Below are 17,875 nucleotides of genomic sequence, written 5' to 3' on the forward strand. Positions count from 1 at the left end.
AATGATTCACAACAATAAAAAATGTGCCATGGCACTGCTCGCCCTGCCAATCCTGCTGGCAACGGGCTGTGCCACCACGCCCCCGAGCAATACCGACGACCTGTGTGAAATTTTCCGCGAAAAGGATGATTGGTACCACGAAGCCGCGGAATCCGCGCGCAAGTGGAACACCCCCATCGCCACCATGATGGCCACCCTGCACCAGGAATCCCGCTTTGTGCACGACGCCAAGCCACCGCGCACCAAGATTTTGTGGATAATCCCGGGCCCGCGCCCCTCCGATGCCTACGGGTATGCACAGGCCCTGGGCACCACCTGGAAAGGCTACCAGCGCTCCACCGGCAACTACCGCGGGGATCGCGACGACTTTGAAGATGCCATCGATTTTGTCGGCTGGTACCACAACACCAGCCAGCGCCAGTGCCGTATCAAGCCCAACGATACCTATCATCTTTATCTCGCCTACCACGAGGGCCAAGGCGGGTTTAACCGCCGCACTTTCCGCAACAAACAATGGCTAAAAAATGTGGCCAAAAAGGTATCGGCGCGGGCACAGACCTACCAGCGGCAGCTCAACAGTTGCGAGGCCTCGCTGAAAAAACGGAAAAAGTTCCTGGGGCTGTTTTGACCCGATGATTACCAAGCCGAGAAAATTGGCCGTTTAGCGGAGGAAGTGGCGGCGAATTTCCCAACCGCCCCGGAATACCAACTACCCTTTGCAGACAGCGCTTTGCCGCACACCCTCGATCTTTATCGATGCCAAGGCCCTGTAGCCCTCACCCGACGCTGGGCGTGCAACTCCGCACAGATGCGTTTCTTTCCGATAATGAGAGGTGCTCATGAAGCCGACCGTCATCTTTTCCGCCGCTCTCGCCCTGGCTCTCGCTGTATCCAGCGCCTTTGCGGAAACCGCCATATCCGAAGCACAGCTGCAGAAATTTGCCGACGCCTACCGTTCCATTGTGACCCTGAGCCAGGAATACGCGCCGAAGATCAAAGCCGCTGCCGATGCCGCCGCCGCCGAAGCGATCAATGTGGAAGCCCAGAGCAAAATGGTGGCCGCTGTTCAGAGCGCGGGTCTGAGCAAAGAAGAGTACCAGGGCATCGCCACCCAGCTGCGCAACGACCCTGAACTGCTGAAAAAAGTAAACGCGATTCTGCAGAAAGCCGCGACCCCGCAGTAACACGCACGACGGAGCCAACCAGGCTCAATCCGGCGCCGGGATCTGCTCCGGCGCCAGTGCCAGCACCTCGGCAATTGCTACGAGGTTCCCCCGCACCCAGTGGCGGTCGATCGACCCCCAGTCTTTCAGTTCGTAATACCCATCGTTATTGCGCACCCCCTGCTGCACAAATTCCACCAGAGTCCCGTGCCCTGGCAGCCCCTTGGCAATCACATCCTGAATCGTCCGGCGAGGCCAGCCGGTTATGTCCTCCAGCGCAGGGTTATTCGGCCGCGGCAGCCGCTCGATCAGGTAGGCCACCAGTAACCGGCGACAGATGGTGGGGTTGAGGCCGCTGTTCAGGGATTGGGACATAAGACTTCCTTGTATTGGCATTGAAAGGCGGGATTCGGCTGCCCGCTCCCCCTTTGTAGCACACCGAAAGCACACATTCAGCCACGCACCAAAATGCACCACTCTTCCAACAGGCGCGACTTTTTATGCACCTTTTTGCATAATCCGGCCACAGGTATCCAATTAGCAGACAGCGGGAAGCGTGACCGTGGAGACAGAAGAGAAGCCTCAAGAAGTCGAGCAGCGCCAGGAACCCGGCATTCTGGCCGCCGCCGTGTTTGCGCATCTGGCCGGCCCCCGCGCCGCCGGTGTGGACTGTGATCAACTACTGCTGCACGCTGGTATCGACCTGCCCACAGCAATGGCCCCCGACGCCCGAATCGGCCGTGAACAACTGGCACGCCTGCTGCGCCGCCTGTGGGATGAGCTCGGCGACGAGTCCAGTGGCTACCTGGCACGCCCCTGGTTGCCCGGAACCTTCGCCATGATGGGCCATGCCACCATCACCTGTCCCAGCCTGCGCCGTGCCCTGCTGCGCTCGGCGCGCTTTGTGGACATGGTGAGTGACGACCTGCATATCAAGTTGGTGGAAGATGGCGAAGAAGCCCGTCTTATCTTCCACCACGAAAATCGCAAGCAGCTGCCCAACCAGAATTTTGTCGAATCTCTGTCAGTCATCTGGCTGCGTTTTTTCAGCTGGCTGATCGACCGCACCATTCTGCTGGAGCGGGTGCACCTCGCATTCCCACCGCCGGATTACCCGGAAGAATATGCTGATATGTTTCCCTGCCGGCACTATTTCCACCAGCAGGAAACCTGTCTGGTATTCAATACCCGCTACCTGAGTATGCCGCTGGTGCGGGACGCACAGCAGTTGAGCGAGTTTCTGTCACGCGCGCCGGAATGCCTGCTCAGCCAGTACAAGTCCGACAACAGCTACACCGGTCGCATCCGGCGTATGCTGCAGAGTGACAACAGTATTGAAAACCTGTCACTGGACGATGTGGCGGAGCGCCTCTATACCTCGCCACAGACATTGCGCCGCCGCCTCAAAGACGAGGGCAACAGCTGGCAGGACATCAAAGATTCGGTGCGCCGGGATATGGCCATGTATCAGCTCAAGGGTCAGGAGACTGCGGTGGCGGAAATCGCCGAACGCCTGGGTTTTTCCGAACCGAGCGCCTTCAACCGGGCCTTCAAGAAATGGACCGGACTGGCTCCGGGTGCTTACCGGGAAAAATACCGGGGATAGAAACCGAGCCTGAGCGCGAGTATATAACTCTACGCTTTACACAAAAAAACCGCGGCAAGCCGCGGTTTTTTTGTTGGAGGGGTACCGTCAACAAAAATTACTGGGTAAAAGACTCCACCTTCACCACAATGCGGCGGTTCTTCTGCTTGCCCTCCTCGGTGTTGTTATCCGCCACCGGGTTGGCCGGCCCCATGCCGACGGCCTTGATGCGGCTCGCGTCTACACCGGCTCCGGTAATCATCAGCATTACCGCCTGAGCGCGCGCTTCGGACAGTTTCTGGTTGGCACCGGCATCGCCATCGCTATCGGTGTAACCTTCAATCACGATATTGAGCCCAGGATTTTCCTGCATCACTTTGATCAGCGACTGAACGTCTGGCAGTGAATCTGCATTCGGCATACTGCCGTCAGTGGGGAACTCGATATGCAGAGGGAATTCCTTACCGGGCTCACGGGTTGCATCAGCCAGGTAGGCGCGAAAATCTGTCGCGAAATCACCGCTGTCGGAATCCATCGGGATGTCTTTCTGGGTATCCGGTGTTGTCATGGGGTCATCGGCCGAACCCGCAGGTGCCTCTTCCACGACCACCTCATCCTGCTCCATCACCACCCCACCGGTACCGTCATCCATTTTCTCTTTTTTCGCACACATATTGAGTGCCCAGAGCACCCCCAGGGCGATCAGTAGGGGCCACAGCCATTTGCCAATGCCACTTTTGCGCGCCGGCGGCGAGGTATGAGCGGCGTGGGCCGTCTGACGCGGGGTGGTTTCCACTACGGTGCGCTCCGCCATTTCATCCAGGCTATCAGCACCGAGTTCATTTAACAGGCCCGGTGGTATATGCCCCTTGATGTGCGCCTTTTGCCCCAGCAACAGTGCCGCCAGGCCCTCCATATTCAGGCCTTTGCTTTTAACCAGCTTGCCCACCAGTGACATCACTACCGGTGCGGCAATCCGCATCAGGCTGCCGCTTTTAGTGCTATCCATCCCAAGTGCATTGGAAATCACATTGAAGATGCCGTCCTTCTTGTCACCAAACAGCGAGCCGAGAATATTGCCCCCAACATCCTGCAGGCTGCTCATCCGATCCGGGTCGGTGAAGATATCTCCCGGAGCAGACAGGTCCATATTGGTGCTTTTGGTCGCCATATTAAGCAGTGAACCCAAACCACTTTCACTGCCCGCCTTGTTCAGCATACCGGCGAGCACCGAAGCGGCACCGGTAGAAAAAGCGGTTTCGGATTTGCCATCGGGCAACCCCAGTGCATTGCCTAACGCACTGAGACCGGATGAACCCAGGTGGCGTATCGCCATATCCAGAATATTGTCAGCCATGTGTACCTCTTTGCCTGATTCGCCTAGCTTCGACTCACTCGAATGCTCGCCCCGACCGGCCGCGCAGGTTTCTGGCAGCAAAGGGCGTGCATTCATCAAATCACTCCCATCAGTGTACGGCAGCAAAATCCACAAGTTAGGTCGATTCAGAATAAGAGGCCCTGGGCGCCATCAGCATTCTGAATGGCACCCAGGTGCGCCCCTTAAACCGCGTCGCACACTATGTTGGCGCCGGTTACAACCCAGAACTCTTTATAAAAAATTAACTTTCCAGTCATAATTCGGAAACAGAAATCTCCTGACGGAGAAAGGACTTACATTCCAACCACTGAAACAGGGACGTTTCATGGGAATCGACATTGCACCGCGCCTTCCGCACAAGGCAGTCATCAACGGCGTCTACGAAACCAACAAAGTACTGCTGAATATCGGACAAGACCGGGTCGTCAAGCGCTTCAAGACCCGCTCCAAAACCCACCGGCGCCGCTACTGTACCGAGAAAGAAGCGCTAAACCGGCTGCGCCATATTCGGGCAATTCCCAGCTTACTCCATAGCGACGACAGGTTATTTACCCTGGAAATGTCGCGCCTGCCAGGCGAATCCACGAAGCGGTTAAACCCGGATAACCTGCGGCAACTCGGCAGAATCGTTGAGCAAATGCTGGATGCCGGGGTTGCCCGACATTCCATGCCGGTGCGCGATATTGTCGTCGACCAGAAGGGCCGGCTCGGACTGGTAGATTTTGAACGGGCGACACTGCGTCCCGCTTACTGGCGGCCGGACTGGCCAATCGCCACGCTGGTGGCACGCTACCATCTGTACCGCCTGATTCAGGAGCACCAGCCACAACTGCTGAGCGCAAAGCAGGCACGCCTGGTAGCGATCGGTGCACGCCTCAGAGGCGCTGTCGCATTTATTCACACCCTGACCAAACGCAAGTCTGCGGGTATCAGTTGACGTTCTGAGCCCGGTATTGCTTTGGACTCACACCGAACTGCTGATGGAAACGTCGGCTGAAGTGACTGAGGTGGCGATATCCCAGATCGAAACAGACCCGGGTCACCGACTCTCCGCGCGCGAGCCGGTCTCTTGCCGACTGCATGCGTAAATGTTGCTGAAATTCAGCCGGAGTGCACCCCAGGTGCCGCTTGAACTCCGTGTAAAAACGGCTGCGGCTCATACAGGCGAGCTTGCTGAGCTGCTCAATATCCAGCGGCAGATCCAGGTGAGACTGCAGATAATGAACCGCCGCACCCAACCCGTTTACCTCTGGATTGTTTTCGCACACCTTCAGTAAGAAAGTGCGCATCTGTTCCCGCAACATTCGCACCACCAGCTCACTCACCCCCAGGTCTACCAGAAAATCCCGATCGGCGGTGTTCTCCGTGAAGGTGGTGACCAGCCGCTGCAACAGCTCCTGAGTCGCGTGGCTGTGCTGGGTGTGTATGAGCGAATCCGGGCGATAGCGCCAGTCTTCAAACTCCCGCTGGACAGGGGCGACACTGTTCAGCTTCGAACAGATACTCTCCACTCGTTCGCGGGCTATCTCGATGGTGAGACAAGAGGTGGGCGACTCCATGCGCGCATCGGGAAAATCGATTTCCACATGCTCCCCCGGCGCCATTACGAACGATTCCCGAGGCAGGAATTCCGCATCATAACTGTTGTGCGCATGCATGATTTTGCGGCCGGTGATCATGCCGCAATACAGAAGTTCACCGGCAGACAGGCCAACACGTTCCGCCGGAAGGTAAGTGTCGTAGACACTGAGTTCAGAACTGGGGCCGGCAAAGGATACCCGGTTCTCGATCAACTCGCGGGGCTGTTGCCGACCGCGGACCATCGCTTCAGTCATATTTTTATTATCGCGTTGTGATGTGTTGCAGACACTGGATTCTGGATCAACGGATCTGTACTCAGAAGAAAGTACACCGCTGCCAGAGCCACTATTTTCATTCCTCGATCACACAAAAACAGGAATCAGCAACCGGAATCAATCACCGGTTTTCTAGATTACTCCCCGCACCACAAGATAACAACGCAGCCAGGGGCGGAGAACAGAATAACCAGCTCAATGAGGAATTCAGCGATGATCTATGCACAGCCCGGACAGGATGGCGCCCTTGTCAACTTTAAGCCCCGTTACGAAAACTTTATCGGCGGAGAGTGGGTCGCCCCGGTGGAACGGGACTACATGGAAAACGTTTCGCCGGTGACCGGCGAAGCCTTCTGCGAAGTACCGCGATCCAGTGCCGCCGACATTGAATTGGCCCTGGACGCCGCACACGCAGCCAAAGATGCCTGGGGTAAAACCCCCGCCGCAGAACGCGCCAACCTACTGCTGAGGATTGCTGACCGCATCGAACAGAACCTGGAAGCCCTCGCTGTGGCGGAAACCTGGGACAACGGCAAAGCGGTGCGGGAAACCCTCGCCGCGGACATCCCGCTTTGTGTCGATCACTTCCGCTACTTTGCCGGCTGCCTGCGCGCCCAGGAAGGCAGCATGGCGGAGCTGGACGAACACACGGTGGCCTACCATATCCACGAACCCCTCGGTGTGGTGGGCCAGATCATTCCGTGGAACTTCCCCATACTGATGGCCGCGTGGAAACTGGCCCCGGCACTCGCCGCCGGCAACTGCGTGGTATTGAAACCCGCCGAGCAGACTCCGGTTTCAATTCTGGTCATGATGGAGATGATCAGCGATCTTATTCCCCCGGGTGTGATCAACATCGTCAACGGTGTGGGCGACGAAGCGGGCCAGGCCCTCGCCACCAGTACCCGCATCGCCAAGATCGCGTTTACCGGGTCCACCGCCGTCGGCGGGCATATTCTCAAGTGCGCCGCAGACAACCTGATCCCCTCCACCGTGGAGCTCGGCGGCAAGTCCCCCAATATCTACTTTGCCGATGTGATGCAGCAGGAAGAGGCCTACATCAACAAGTGTGCCGAGGGCCTGGTGCTGGCGTTCTTCAATCAGGGCGAAGTGTGTACCTGCCCGTCCCGCGCACTGATTCAGGAATCGATTTACGACGATTTCATGCAGCACGTGCTCGCCCGCACCCGCACCATCGTGCGCGGAAACCCGTTGGATACGGAAACCCAGGTGGGCGCTCAGGCATCGCTGGAACAGTTCGACAAGATCATGACCTATATCGAGATCGGTCAGCGCGAAGGGGCGGAAGTCATCTTCGGCGGCGGGGCAGAGAATCTGGGCGGGGATCTGCAGAAAGGCTTCTATGTGCAACCCACCCTGCTGAAGGGGCACAACCAGATGCGCATTTTCCAGGAGGAAATCTTCGGCCCGGTGGTGGGCGTCACCACCTTCAAAGACGAAGCGGAAGCGCTGGCCATCGCCAACGATACCGAATACGGTCTCGGCGCCGGCGTATGGACCCGGGACATGAATCTCGCCTACCGCATGGGGCGCAATATCCAGGCGGGCCGGGTGTGGACCAATTGCTACCACCAGTACCCGGCCCACGCGGCCTTTGGCGGCTACAAAAAATCCGGTATCGGGCGCGAGACCCACAAGCGCGCACTGGAGCACTACCAGCAAACCAAAAACCTGCTTGTCAGTTACGACACCAACCCGCTGGGTTTCTTCTAACCTGGCAGCCCGTCCCCATTGCGGGACCCATCCTGTGAGACATTGCGGGGAGCGCCGGCTCCCCTTTTTTGTGCCCATGCACTAAGCGATATCAGCCCACCCAAAGCCAATTCAAACGGTTGCTCACACGATTACTCCAACGCCAGTGGGCGACTATTCCCCTGGCGGGAGAATGCTGTAAGCGATTTGTAATAGGGTGACAAAGTGTGCGCCAAGAATGAATTACGCGACACAATTGAGACATGTATTGCATTTTGACTGCCAACCGATGCACAGCATTTGATCGCCCTACGTACCTATTGGTAAAACAACGCGCAATGCGAATTGCAACCAATTCCAGTAAATCAGTCAGGCCATGATGGCACCAAGGTACCACTTACTTCACGTTCAGGATCAATCCGTGTTCAAACCAAAACTCATTATTATCCACGGTATGGGTCAACATACCGCGGACAGCTTCAAGGAGGAATTTGTAGAGGGTTGCCGCTCCGCCTTCAGTCTCTACGATGCATTTAGGGGAACCTCACCGGAACATTTTGTCGAGATAATCCCGGTTACTTACAGTGACCTGGTAGACGACTACCGGCTGCCGGTTGCCACCTCAACAGGGTCCTTCCGCGAAGCCATCGAGTCCATTCCCGAGATCCGCACACAACTGCTTCCCGGCGCGGAGGCCGCGTTCAGTGCCCTGGAAAAAGATGACAGCAACACCCCCCTTTTGAAAACCCACGGCCTCGACGCCTTTCTGTATCGCTACACCCGCCTCGGGCAGATCGCCAGGGAGCGCCTCGGCCGTGCCATTGCCCACGCCGCGCGCACTATCCACGGCGGAGTACAGAATGTGCACGTACTGGCCCATTCCCTAGGCACCGCGGTACTCCACGACACCCTGAGCCAACTCTACACCCCGCCCCCAACCCTGGCGGACCTGGGCAATCTCGACACCAGCCACCACAAACTCGGCAGTGTGCATATGGTCGCCAATATCAGCCGTTTGATGGAATCCTCGATAAAGGTCAACCAATCACTGGTAAAACCTTCAAACAGCGGCTGCATGTACAACTATCGGGAATATCGTCATCGCTACGATCCCATTACCTGGGCGAAGCCGTTTAACCCCAAGAACGATGGGCGTTGGATATCCAGCGGCGACTGGCAGTTTATTGCCTATAAGCTGCTTGAGTTTGACGAAGTGACAGATGAATACGGCAATACGCACAAGCTACACAATTACCTGAATAACCCTCTGGTACATCGGGAACTGTTCAAGCTCGCCTTCGGTATCGAATTTGACGAGGAACAGACTGCCCAGGGAGACGACCGCTATTTCTGCCAGACCCGCAATCAGATAACCGAGTATCTACAGGCGGCATTTTCCGACCTGCGCAACCTCAACAGTATCGACGGCATGATTCACGCCGCCGCCGAACTGAAAGGCTTTGTAGAACAGCGCGGGGGGCAGTTCCACCTGTAAGCGACGTTCACCTAACGGAGAAAACTGCTCCCGACGAGCCCAATGTCCTGGCCACAGGGAGCAGGAGCGCGATCAGGATTCGCTATTTTCCAGCAGCTTGACCTCCCCCATTTCCAGCGCCTCCAGCGCTGCCAATTGGGTCGCGCGGTCGCCGACTACCACCCAGATCATAGAGCCCGGTTGCAGGTACGACTGGGCAATTTTCTGCACTTTCGGGATCGTCATATTTTTCGCGATAGTCTCGCGCTCGCGCACGTAATCTGCCGGCCAGCCGAACTCACTCATATTTTCCAGCAAGCCCAGTTTCGCACGCGCGGTCTCAAAGGCGCGGGTGTTGGCACGCACCAGATACGAACGCGAGACCTCCAGGTCTTTTTCCGTATAAGTCGGACCGTACTGCTTGAGAATATCGCCGATCAGCTGCACCGATTCGGCGGTCACGTTGGCGCGCACACCGGTGCCAATAGAAAACTGCCCCACGGTCTTATCGCCACTGAAACTGGAGCGAACGCCATAGGTATAACCCTTGCTCTCACGCAGCTCCTGAGTCAGGCGCGAGGCAAAGCCGCCACCGCCGAGAATGTAATTGGTGAACACCGCCGGGTAATAATCTTCCGATACCACCGGCATTGCCAGGCGACCAATCCGCAACACCGACTGTTTGGAACCGGGCACATCCACAAAGTAAATACCCGGCTTGGCGGGCTCGGATTTCGGATCGGGAATGCTTACCGGCTTTGCCGGCCAGCTCTTCGCCAGCTGCTCCGCCACCGCGAGAAAATCCCCCTCGGCAATATCCCCCACCACATGTGCCCGCGCCACCGAGGGTGACAGATAGTCTTTGTAGTAAGCCTTGAGATCATCCATGGTGATGGCCGCCACGGACGCCTCGGTGCCCAGGCCGCTATAAGCGCGAATGCTGTCCTTGCCGTACAGAAGTTTTCCGTAGACGCGGCTGGCAATGGCATTGGGCTCCGCCTGCGCCCGCTTGATCTGGCTGACAACGCCCTTCTTCGCCAGTACCAGTTCCTTCTCGTCCCAGCGGGGCTCCAGCAACATCTCCTGCAACAGCGCAAACACCTCGCTGAAATTCCGCGCCAGAGTAGTCACATCAAAGCGGAAAGATTCCTGCCCGGCGGAAACACTGATATTCGCACCCAGCTTCTGTACCGCGGTTTCCAGTTCTTCCGGTGTGCGGTTTTTGGTACCGCGCTCCATCAGCATAGCGGTGAGATTGGCCACGCCGGTTTTATCGATACGCTCCTGCAGCTGGCCACCGTCAATCACCAAGCTGAATGTCACCGTGGGCACCTCGCTGTTTTCGATACCGAAAACCTCGATGCCATTGGACAGCGCCGCCTGCCATACATCCGGCACCGTGGTCTGGGCCGGCTCACCGTAGTCAGGTTCTTTTGAACGGTCAAAACTCGATGGTGTCTTTTCATAATCGGCACTGGCGGAGGCATCGAACTGCCCCTCAGCACCGCTCACGATTTTCTCTTCCACCACTTCCGCGACGGTGGAATCCGACAGCGCCAGAGCCTTCTCCCCCTTGGGTACAAAGCTCGTCGCCACGAAGGGCTTGTCCTTGATGTAGGTGTCGTAGACCCGTTTTACATCCTCGGCGGTCACCGCCAGCAGACGGTCAATATCCTGACTCACGTAACCCGGGTCGTTTGCATAAATCTGATACTGGGCGAGCTGGAATCCCTTGCCCAGCACACTGGACAGGCTGTTGTAAAACGCCACTTCCTGGCCGGCCTTGATACGCTCCAGGTCTTCCTCGGCGATACCCTCTTTTTCAAACAGCGCAAATCCTTTTTCGATACCCGCGTACACCGCGTCCAGATCACCACCGGCAAAGGCCTGCACCGACAACTGCAACTGCCCGGCCAGTTCCGATTCGTAGGCATACATGGATACGCTCGCGGTCAGCTGCTCATCCTCTACCAGTACCCGGTACAGGGGCGCGCGCTTGCCGTAGGCCAGGTATTGCGAAAGCACCGCCAGTGGATAACTGTCTGCGCTATACCGGGGCACCGTGGGCCAGGCCATGGTCAGCTGCGGCAGGCGCGCGAAATTATCTTCGTAATACAGCCGCTTGGTTTCCTTCAGTTCGGCGGGCTGTTTGGGCGCCCGCTCCACCGTCTCCCCTTCGGGGATCTCGTCGAAGTATTTATGCACCAGCGCCTTCGTCTGCTTGGGATCGAAATCCCCCGCCACCACCAGTGTCACATTGTTGGGCACATACCAGCGGCGGAAAAAGGTCTTCACATCGTCCAGCGTGGCGTTCTGTACATCCTCCAGTGAACCGATCACCTGCCAGCTGTAAGGGTGCCCCTGGGGGTACAGATTGCTGTCGATCACATACTGGGTATGACCATAGGGACGGTTATCCACACCCTGGCGCTTCTCGTTCTTAACGACCTGCTTTTCCTTCGCCAGCACCGGCTCGGTCACCGTATTGATAAACCAGCCCAGCTTGTCCGCCTCTGCCCACAGCATCTTCTCCAGCGCATCCTTGGGTACCGTCTGGTAGTAATTGGTGACATCCCGCGACGTAGACCCATTCGCCCCCGCCCCGCCAATCCGCGCACTCATCGCATCCAGCCCGCCCTTGCCCAGATTCTCCGACTCGAGAAACAGCAGGTGCTCGAATAGATGGGCAAAGCCGGTACGGCCCTCCTTCTCCCGCGCCGAACCTACGTGGGCAGTGAGCGACACCGCCACTACCGGGTCGGAGCGGTCGATGTGGAAGAGGACGTTGAGGCCGTTGTCGAGCTGGAACTGTTCGTATTCGATGGAGAAATCGGGTTTTGGGACGTCTTTAGAGGGAGTGGCAGTCTCGCTGGCTGACTGGGCCTTTTGCTCGGGCTCTGATTGCGAGCGGTCGCAGCCGGATAGGGCCGCGATGGAAAGTGTGATCACAAGTGCCAGGGAGACAGACAGATTGCGGGGCATGGGGCATTCCTTTGCACGATTATACAGATCGATAGTAGCAATCAATACCCTACATAAAATAGAGGTTTCACTGAAAGAACGTAAACGTGGTCTATTCGAAAAACAGAACATATATCAAATCGAACCTACCGAAACCAAGTTCAATCCGAAACGCCGTAGTGAGTATTCACTACCCCTCCCAAAACAGTGCAAACCGTGATAAAAGTCGCAATATCGACCGGTGATAGATATCAAAACCAAGCAATCAATCGCCTCTTCATCCAAAACCAACATCTACTCACACCCCAAATGAACAAGAAGCTAGACATCGGAAAAGAAATTGAAAAAATTTACGAAGAAATCGAAAATCTTCGCTCCTCCCTCCCCGAACGTTCGACTGAATATATTAAAGAAGCACAACAAGCCTCTAAGAAAACCTCTGAGTTCAGGAATCGTGCAGAAGATGCAAAGCAAAAGGCCGAGGAGTATGTAAAGCAGTCGGAAATATCTACCCAGAAAGTAAAAGAGATAGAAGTCGACACGATATCACGAAGAGAAAAAATTGAAGAGCAAACTCATCTTATAAATTCTTGCTACAACAAAATAAAAGATCTACAAAACTCAATAGAAGAAATTGAAGATGTGCTCGCAAGCCACGAACCACTTGACGAGAAAATATCAGTTCTAACAAGTTTTTCAGATTCCGTTGAGCAACAACAAAACAAAATAAATGCAGTTTATAAAGGACTAACAAGCAGAAAAAATGAATTAGACTCGATTTATTACGAGATAATGGGATACGAAGAAGAAGTCACTGATGAGGAAACTGGCGAAGAAAAGATAGAGAAAACCGATGGCCTGAAAGACAAACTCGAAGCCGCCTACTCAAAACTAACAAATGAAATAAAAAAATCTGAACTAGAAGTTGAAAAACTAGTAAAAGAATCTCACGCCAAACTTAACCAAGTAATTGAATCACAAGAAGAAAATATAAATAATGTAATTCAGACTTGGGAAAGGACTTATAACAGCCACTCAGAAAAAATACGAAAACTACTGCCGGATGCATTGACCGCCGGGCTAAGCAGCGCGTACCAAGAGAAAAGAAAAACCGAAATCAACGAAAGAGATTCGTCACACTCCTCTTTTAAACTAGCAATACTCGGAATTTTTGCAACTTCTTTGATACCATTTTCATTAAACACATATCTCTTCATAAACGGCAAAAGCATCGAGCAAATAATACTCGACATACCTCACACTCTATTTGCCATACTACCGGTCTACGTCCCACTAATTTGGGTAGCCTACTCTTCAAGTAAAAAGGCCAACCTATCAAAACGCCTAGTCGAAGAATACACTCACAAAGAGGTGCTTAGCAAAACTTTTGAAGGGCTTTCAAATCAAATAGAAAGCTTAGGCGACTCAAATGACTCACGAGAACTCAGAATCAAGCTACTACATAACATTCTTGACGTAAGCTCCGAAAACCCAGGAAAACTAATTTCCGATTACAACAAAGCTGATCACCCTGTACTTGATGCCCTCGAAAAAAGCGCGAAACTCGGCGAGGCATTAGATAAAGTCGCTAAGATACCAGGCCTTCAGAAACTCGCCCAAGCGGCAGAAAAGAACACAAACAGCATCCTAAGTAGGAAAAAGGAAAGTATTGAAAGTGCAATTGAATCAGTATCAGAAAATCAACACACTAATAAAAATAATATGGAGAATGCAGCTGAACGAACTCATGCAGAGCCATGCTAAATCAACATACTTAACCATGTTTTCACCACATCGGAGCATAAAATCTAAGGCATACCTTGAAATAACAGCGTAGCAGCTATGAACTTTAAACCACTTTTCGACCAAGTATTTTCAATAGCCCAATGGCTTATCCCCTTCGCCCTGAGCATAATATCACCTTGGTTCAAAGGTAAATGGGCGAGACGCTGGTCACTTTCTTCCCCCCGGCCGTGCGCATCAGGTTACAAGTCTGCAATTGCCCTATAGAATGGTCTGTGTCGTATATCTGTCAGCGCCATTTTTACAATAATAAGCATTCCTCACCGACAGCACGCTGATGCGACCGCTTGTACCTGCCGAGACAGGTGCCCGGCGCACAATATCAACAATAACGAAAAGGGCTATTTACATGGACCGTATTATCTTAGGCGTCATTACTGCTGTACTCGCGGTATTTTCCTACTCACTTTGGGACAAGAACCAGGATCTCGAACAGGAAGTCAAACGCGGCAAAATTTCTATTGACTCCACGATGCTCTCCAAGGCCACTGAGTTTACCTTTATGAAAGTGGAAAACCAGTTTACATATTATATGAAGGAAAAAAACATCGGCCCCAAAAATGGAAAATGGGAAGCTCTTTATACATGGAGTTACCCGTTCAATTTTGGTTACAAGATCGAAGACAACTGGGATTGGTGTATTGATGTAGACCAGGAAGAAGGTGTCATCTCTATCAATGCGCCAAAGATCACCCAACTCAACAGGTCTGATGCATCGCCGAAGGCAGAGAAAATCTTCAATGGCGGTTTCAAGGTCACCCAGGTTGCCGCGCAGGAATGGATGGTAGAAACGGCAAACAAAAAAATGAAAGACACGGCGTCTCGCTACCTTGAAAATACCACCGTTCAGGAGTCCGTTAAAAAATCGCTTTCATCCTTTTTTCGGGAGATTTTGAATGATGCCCATGAAGGGGAAAACCCGATCAACGAAGTCATCGTCAATATCACCGACGACAGCACTTGCAATGCGGCAAATATCTAGAGCCAAAGTAAAATTCCGCCATAAAGCCGCAAGAGAAGATCTGTGTATCAGTCGCGATGATGAGTAGGGCTTTACATGCACTTATTAGACAGAGGCGGCCGCTACTGACCAATGCGGCGAAGCCCCCCAGATACAATCTTCACCAACTATTGACCTGGAAAAGTCATGGAACATGAAATTCTCAGAATATTCCTGGCCAACCAGTGGCTCACCATACCAATATTCATCATCCTGGTAATCGGCGTTACGCTCTTCTGGTTCGGTGGGCTGATGGCAGCGCTGACGGCGCTGGGTAACAACCGCTGGGGCTGGGGGTTATCGTCACTTGTTCTCGGGCCGATAACGGGATTTCCCTACTCCCTGATCTACAACGAAGCCGAGTATCCGAAATCACTGATGATCAAGGGCCTGTTTTTCCTGCTTGCGGCGCTTGCTCTATCGCTCCTCGCATGGGCGATCAGCTGAGCGCGCTCATTAGTATGATAGTTTCTGTTCGGAGTATCCAGGATGGTAAAAATAAGCGGAAGTAAAGACTGCGGAAATTCTCCCAAGAATCAGCTGGTGGAGAAAGTGGCTATCGCTATTGAGGTAGGTGATCTTTCCTTTCTGAAGGAGTATCTGGACGATGAAATTATCTGGGAACGCTCAGATAACCTCCTCGCAGAGGGACAAGAAGTCTCGGACCACATCGAGCAGAGAAAAAATAAACTTTCTTCAGTAACTATTACGCACGTTATCTCACACGGAAAAATTGGTGCAGTAAATGGGGTCAGCACCAACAACCAGGGAGAGCAAATCCATTTCTGTCACGTCATAGCCTTCTCAAGCGTAAAATTCACCAGAATCAGCAGGCTGTGTAGCTACGGAAGGCCCTAGATTTAAAGTAGTCCGATTTAGCGCCAGCTACCTGTGCTGGCACCACTGCGGTAATCCCGGTTATTTCTGCTGCACGTTAAAGCCATCTGGATGAACCAGTTGTGCCCCATACGCAGGGTCAACAGCCGCGACCGTGGCACAGTGCCACGCTCAAGCGCGACGACAGGATTTTAAGCGATGCCAGTTATACACAGATGCTGGAGCCACGTGAGAAAACGCCCTGGAGTGGCATCCAGGTGGCACTGGCGTGGCAGGTGTATGAGAAAGATGGCCGGTTTATCGCGCGTCACCCGGGCAGCGTGCGCGGATACAAATCGCTGCTGATCAGTTATCCACAGGAGCGCAATGGCTTGGTGTTACTGACCAACGCGGCGAAAGCGCCGCAGTTTGAAATTGCGGACAAGCTGACGCAAATCTTGCGCGGTACGGGCATCTGGCAATAGGACACCCACATATCAAGACCACGATGTACTGCGCCTCTGCAGGGTATTACTTCCCGACGATACAAAAGAGTCCGGTGACCGCCTGTGTAAATCTCAACACAGGCAGGGCACTACGTCTGTCAGGCCTACCGCTTTTTCTTCCGCGTTGCTGAAGCCGGTGAACAGGATGGCCTGGTAGCGCTTGGCGCTGATGCCGAGCTGCTCGCGGGGTTGGCAAGATTGGTGAGGTTGCGCGGTTATTGATCCTTCGCCACCGCGCGGGCAGGCAAGCACATCAACACGGTGAGACCGACCGCTGCAGAACAAAGGGACGCGATGACGATCCCCAGCTTGGCGCTGTCGATCAGGGTTTTATCGAACGCCATATTGGCGATGAACAGCGCCATGGTGAAGCCAATGCCGGCGAGAAAACTGCCACCGACCATTAACTGCCAGCTGAGATCCGGGGGGCGGGTCGCTATGCGTGTGCGCAAAGCCAGCCAGCTAAACAGCAGGATTCCCAGCGGCTTGCCAATTACAAAACCGGCGACAATGGCCAGCGTGACCGAACTGCCAAAGTCGCTGAAGTTGAGTGTCAGCCCGGCATTGGCAAGGGCGAACAGGGGCATGATGAAAAAGCCCACCCAGGGGTGCAGCCACATCTCCAGCCGCTCCAGTGGCGATAGGGTTTCTCGCGCGGCAACTTCTGCCGCTTGCAGCGTGTGTCGATCGGCGGTATCGGCACTGCTCTGGGTAATGCCTGGGTGCGCCACTACCTGGCCCAGTATCGCGTACAGGCGCTCGGCACTCACCCAGCGGCGCGCGGGAGTCATCAAACCCAGTATCACGCCGGTGACGGTGGCGTGAATACCAGAGGCATCCACCGCAAGCCAGGTGAGCCCGCCCATCACGAAATACAGCGGAAAACCGCGGAAACCGAGCATTGCCATGGCGCGAATGATGATCAGGCCCAGTACGGCCAGCGCCAGGAAGCCCCACACAAGGTCGCCACTGTAGCCAATGGCCACCACAAGGATGGCGCCGATGTCGTCAACGATCGCCAGTGACAGCATAAAGACGCGCAAGCTTAGCGGTATGCGTGAGCCGAGTAGTGCCAGACAGCCGATGACAAACGCCGTGTCCGTCGCCATAACGGTGCCCCACCCCGGCTCGCCGGGTTGACCAGATTGCAGCGCCAGGTAGATCAACGCCGGCGCGAGCATACCGCCGAGGGCGGCGGATATGGATAGCGCCGCCATGCGCGGGTTGTGGAGTTCGCCAAGCACCAGCTCGCGCTTGAGCTCCAGTGCGACCACAAAGAAAAACAGTGTCATCAGGCCATCGTTTATCCACTCCCGCAGCGCGCGCGCAAACTCCAGCGTACCGATCTTGAGACCGATCGATGTCTCCCAGATATGTTCGAAGGCATCGGCCCAGGGTGAATTGGATAGAACCAGGGCGGCAATGGTAAACAGCAGGAGCATCGCGCCAGCGGCGGATTCGATGTGCAGGAAGCGCACAAAGGGTTGCTTCAGCCGATGAACGAGTTCCCGGGGCAATTGCGTGGTTTCTGGTGCTTCTTGCTGCTCTGTAGTCATTCGCTGCTGGTGAGCTCGACGTTTGTGGCATTGGGGGACGCGCGCATCCACCTTGGCAATCAGC

The 17,875-nt window shown here is 54.7% G+C and carries 16 protein-coding genes; 11 read left to right on the forward strand and 5 right to left on the reverse strand.

The window, feature by feature from the left end; all coding sequences use genetic code 11:
- Window position 1 precedes the first annotated feature (1 nt).
- Window positions 2-628 carry a transglycosylase SLT domain-containing protein gene (locus tag AAFH99_RS00410; protein WP_043319495.1) on the forward strand — a complete coding sequence of 209 codons (627 nt, stop codon included), beginning with the start codon at window positions 2-4 and terminating at the stop codon, window positions 626-628.
- Window positions 629-839: 211 nt separating this feature from the next.
- On the forward strand, window positions 840-1,184 hold the full coding sequence (locus AAFH99_RS00415) for a DUF4168 domain-containing protein (protein ID WP_051687203.1): 345 nt from the start codon (window positions 840-842) through the stop codon (window positions 1,182-1,184).
- 24 nt (window positions 1,185-1,208) lie between these two features.
- On the opposite strand, the gene AAFH99_RS00420 is transcribed toward AAFH99_RS00415, so the two are convergent.
- Window positions 1,209-1,538, reverse strand: coding sequence for a helix-turn-helix domain-containing protein (locus AAFH99_RS00420; protein WP_043319496.1), 330 nt, complete (start codon window positions 1,536-1,538; stop codon window positions 1,209-1,211).
- Window positions 1,539-1,719: 181 nt separating this feature from the next.
- Here AAFH99_RS00420 and AAFH99_RS00425 point away from each other — a divergent pair, with 181 nt between their 5' ends.
- Window positions 1,720-2,769 (forward strand): AraC family transcriptional regulator, encoded by a 1,050-nt coding sequence (locus AAFH99_RS00425; protein ID WP_051687204.1) that lies wholly within the window; start codon window positions 1,720-1,722, stop codon window positions 2,767-2,769.
- A gap of 97 nt (window positions 2,770-2,866) precedes the next feature.
- Here AAFH99_RS00425 and AAFH99_RS00430 read toward each other — a convergent pair whose 3' ends face one another.
- Entirely contained in the window at window positions 2,867-4,105 is a 1,239-nt protein-coding gene (locus tag AAFH99_RS00430) for an OmpA family protein (RefSeq protein ID WP_051687205.1), read from the reverse strand.
- A gap of 346 nt (window positions 4,106-4,451) precedes the next feature.
- On the opposite strand from AAFH99_RS00430, the gene AAFH99_RS00435 reads away from it, so the two are divergent.
- The gene (locus AAFH99_RS00435) at window positions 4,452-5,063 is read left to right on the forward strand and encodes a phosphotransferase (RefSeq protein WP_406828350.1); all 612 of its coding nucleotides are present in this window, start codon (window positions 4,452-4,454) and stop codon (window positions 5,061-5,063) included.
- On the opposite strand, the gene AAFH99_RS00440 is transcribed toward AAFH99_RS00435, so the two are convergent.
- Complete coding sequence (locus AAFH99_RS00440; protein ID WP_043319498.1) at window positions 5,056-5,961, reverse strand: AraC family transcriptional regulator; 906 nt, start codon at window positions 5,959-5,961, stop codon at window positions 5,056-5,058. The two genes, AAFH99_RS00435 and AAFH99_RS00440, sit on opposite strands and share 8 nt — an antisense overlap.
- Before the next feature lie 234 nt (window positions 5,962-6,195).
- Here AAFH99_RS00440 and AAFH99_RS00445 point away from each other — a divergent pair, with 234 nt between their 5' ends.
- The gene (locus tag AAFH99_RS00445) at window positions 6,196-7,716 is read left to right on the forward strand and encodes an aldehyde dehydrogenase family protein (protein WP_043319499.1); all 1,521 of its coding nucleotides are present in this window, start codon (window positions 6,196-6,198) and stop codon (window positions 7,714-7,716) included.
- A 400-nt stretch (window positions 7,717-8,116) separates the two neighbouring features.
- Window positions 8,117-9,190 (forward strand): hypothetical protein, encoded by a 1,074-nt coding sequence (locus AAFH99_RS00450; RefSeq protein ID WP_406828351.1) that lies wholly within the window; start codon window positions 8,117-8,119, stop codon window positions 9,188-9,190.
- A 72-nt stretch (window positions 9,191-9,262) separates the two neighbouring features.
- Here the strand turns inward: AAFH99_RS00450 and AAFH99_RS00455 are convergent, their stop codons facing one another.
- The gene (locus tag AAFH99_RS00455) at window positions 9,263-12,151 is read right to left on the reverse strand and encodes a M16 family metallopeptidase (protein WP_406828352.1); all 2,889 of its coding nucleotides are present in this window, start codon (window positions 12,149-12,151) and stop codon (window positions 9,263-9,265) included.
- Window positions 12,152-12,346: 195 nt separating this feature from the next.
- Between AAFH99_RS00455 and AAFH99_RS00460 the strand changes: the two genes are divergently transcribed.
- From AAFH99_RS00460 to AAFH99_RS00480, 5 genes are all read left to right on the forward strand, one after another.
- The gene (locus tag AAFH99_RS00460) at window positions 12,347-13,894 is read left to right on the forward strand and encodes a hypothetical protein (protein WP_406828353.1); all 1,548 of its coding nucleotides are present in this window, start codon (window positions 12,347-12,349) and stop codon (window positions 13,892-13,894) included.
- A 388-nt stretch (window positions 13,895-14,282) separates the two neighbouring features.
- Entirely contained in the window at window positions 14,283-14,915 is a 633-nt protein-coding gene (locus tag AAFH99_RS00465; RefSeq protein ID WP_406828354.1) for a hypothetical protein, read from the forward strand.
- A gap of 165 nt (window positions 14,916-15,080) precedes the next feature.
- On the forward strand, window positions 15,081-15,380 hold the full coding sequence (locus tag AAFH99_RS00470) for a hypothetical protein (protein ID WP_406828355.1): 300 nt from the start codon (window positions 15,081-15,083) through the stop codon (window positions 15,378-15,380).
- A gap of 42 nt (window positions 15,381-15,422) precedes the next feature.
- Window positions 15,423-15,791, forward strand: coding sequence for a hypothetical protein (locus AAFH99_RS00475; protein ID WP_051687206.1), 369 nt, complete (start codon window positions 15,423-15,425; stop codon window positions 15,789-15,791).
- 101 nt (window positions 15,792-15,892) lie between these two features.
- Window positions 15,893-16,234: a hypothetical protein gene (locus tag AAFH99_RS00480; protein WP_406828356.1), complete on the forward strand. Its 342-nt coding sequence runs from the start codon at window positions 15,893-15,895 to the stop codon at window positions 16,232-16,234.
- Window positions 16,235-16,470: 236 nt separating this feature from the next.
- On the opposite strand, the gene nhaA is transcribed toward AAFH99_RS00480, so the two are convergent.
- On the reverse strand, window positions 16,471-17,811 hold the full coding sequence (gene nhaA / locus AAFH99_RS00485; protein WP_406828357.1) for a Na+/H+ antiporter NhaA: 1,341 nt from the start codon (window positions 17,809-17,811) through the stop codon (window positions 16,471-16,473).
- Window positions 17,812-17,875 lie beyond the last annotated feature (64 nt).

Source organism: Microbulbifer sp. ARAS458-1, from assembly GCF_045348205.1.
Classification (GTDB): Bacteria; Pseudomonadota; Gammaproteobacteria; order Pseudomonadales; family Cellvibrionaceae; genus Microbulbifer.

Coding starts and splice junctions, on each gene's coding strand:
- AAFH99_RS00410 (WP_043319495.1), top strand. CDS start 2: ATGATTCACAACAATAAAAAATGTGCCATGGCACTGCTCGCCCTGCCA.
- AAFH99_RS00415 (WP_051687203.1), top strand. CDS start 840: ATGAAGCCGACCGTCATCTTTTCCGCCGCTCTCGCCCTGGCTCTCGCT.
- AAFH99_RS00420 (WP_043319496.1), bottom strand. CDS start 1,538: ATGTCCCAATCCCTGAACAGCGGCCTCAACCCCACCATCTGTCGCCGG.
- AAFH99_RS00430 (WP_051687205.1), bottom strand. CDS start 4,105: ATGGCTGACAATATTCTGGATATGGCGATACGCCACCTGGGTTCATCC.
- AAFH99_RS00435 (WP_406828350.1), top strand. CDS start 4,452: ATGGGAATCGACATTGCACCGCGCCTTCCGCACAAGGCAGTCATCAAC.
- AAFH99_RS00440 (WP_043319498.1), bottom strand. CDS start 5,961: ATGACTGAAGCGATGGTCCGCGGTCGGCAACAGCCCCGCGAGTTGATC.
- AAFH99_RS00445 (WP_043319499.1), top strand. CDS start 6,196: ATGATCTATGCACAGCCCGGACAGGATGGCGCCCTTGTCAACTTTAAG.
- AAFH99_RS00455 (WP_406828352.1), bottom strand. CDS start 12,151: ATGCCCCGCAATCTGTCTGTCTCCCTGGCACTTGTGATCACACTTTCC.
- AAFH99_RS00465 (WP_406828354.1), top strand. CDS start 14,283: ATGGACCGTATTATCTTAGGCGTCATTACTGCTGTACTCGCGGTATTT.
- AAFH99_RS00470 (WP_406828355.1), top strand. CDS start 15,081: ATGGAACATGAAATTCTCAGAATATTCCTGGCCAACCAGTGGCTCACC.
- AAFH99_RS00475 (WP_051687206.1), top strand. CDS start 15,423: ATGGTAAAAATAAGCGGAAGTAAAGACTGCGGAAATTCTCCCAAGAAT.
- nhaA (WP_406828357.1), bottom strand. CDS start 17,811: ATGACTACAGAGCAGCAAGAAGCACCAGAAACCACGCAATTGCCCCGG.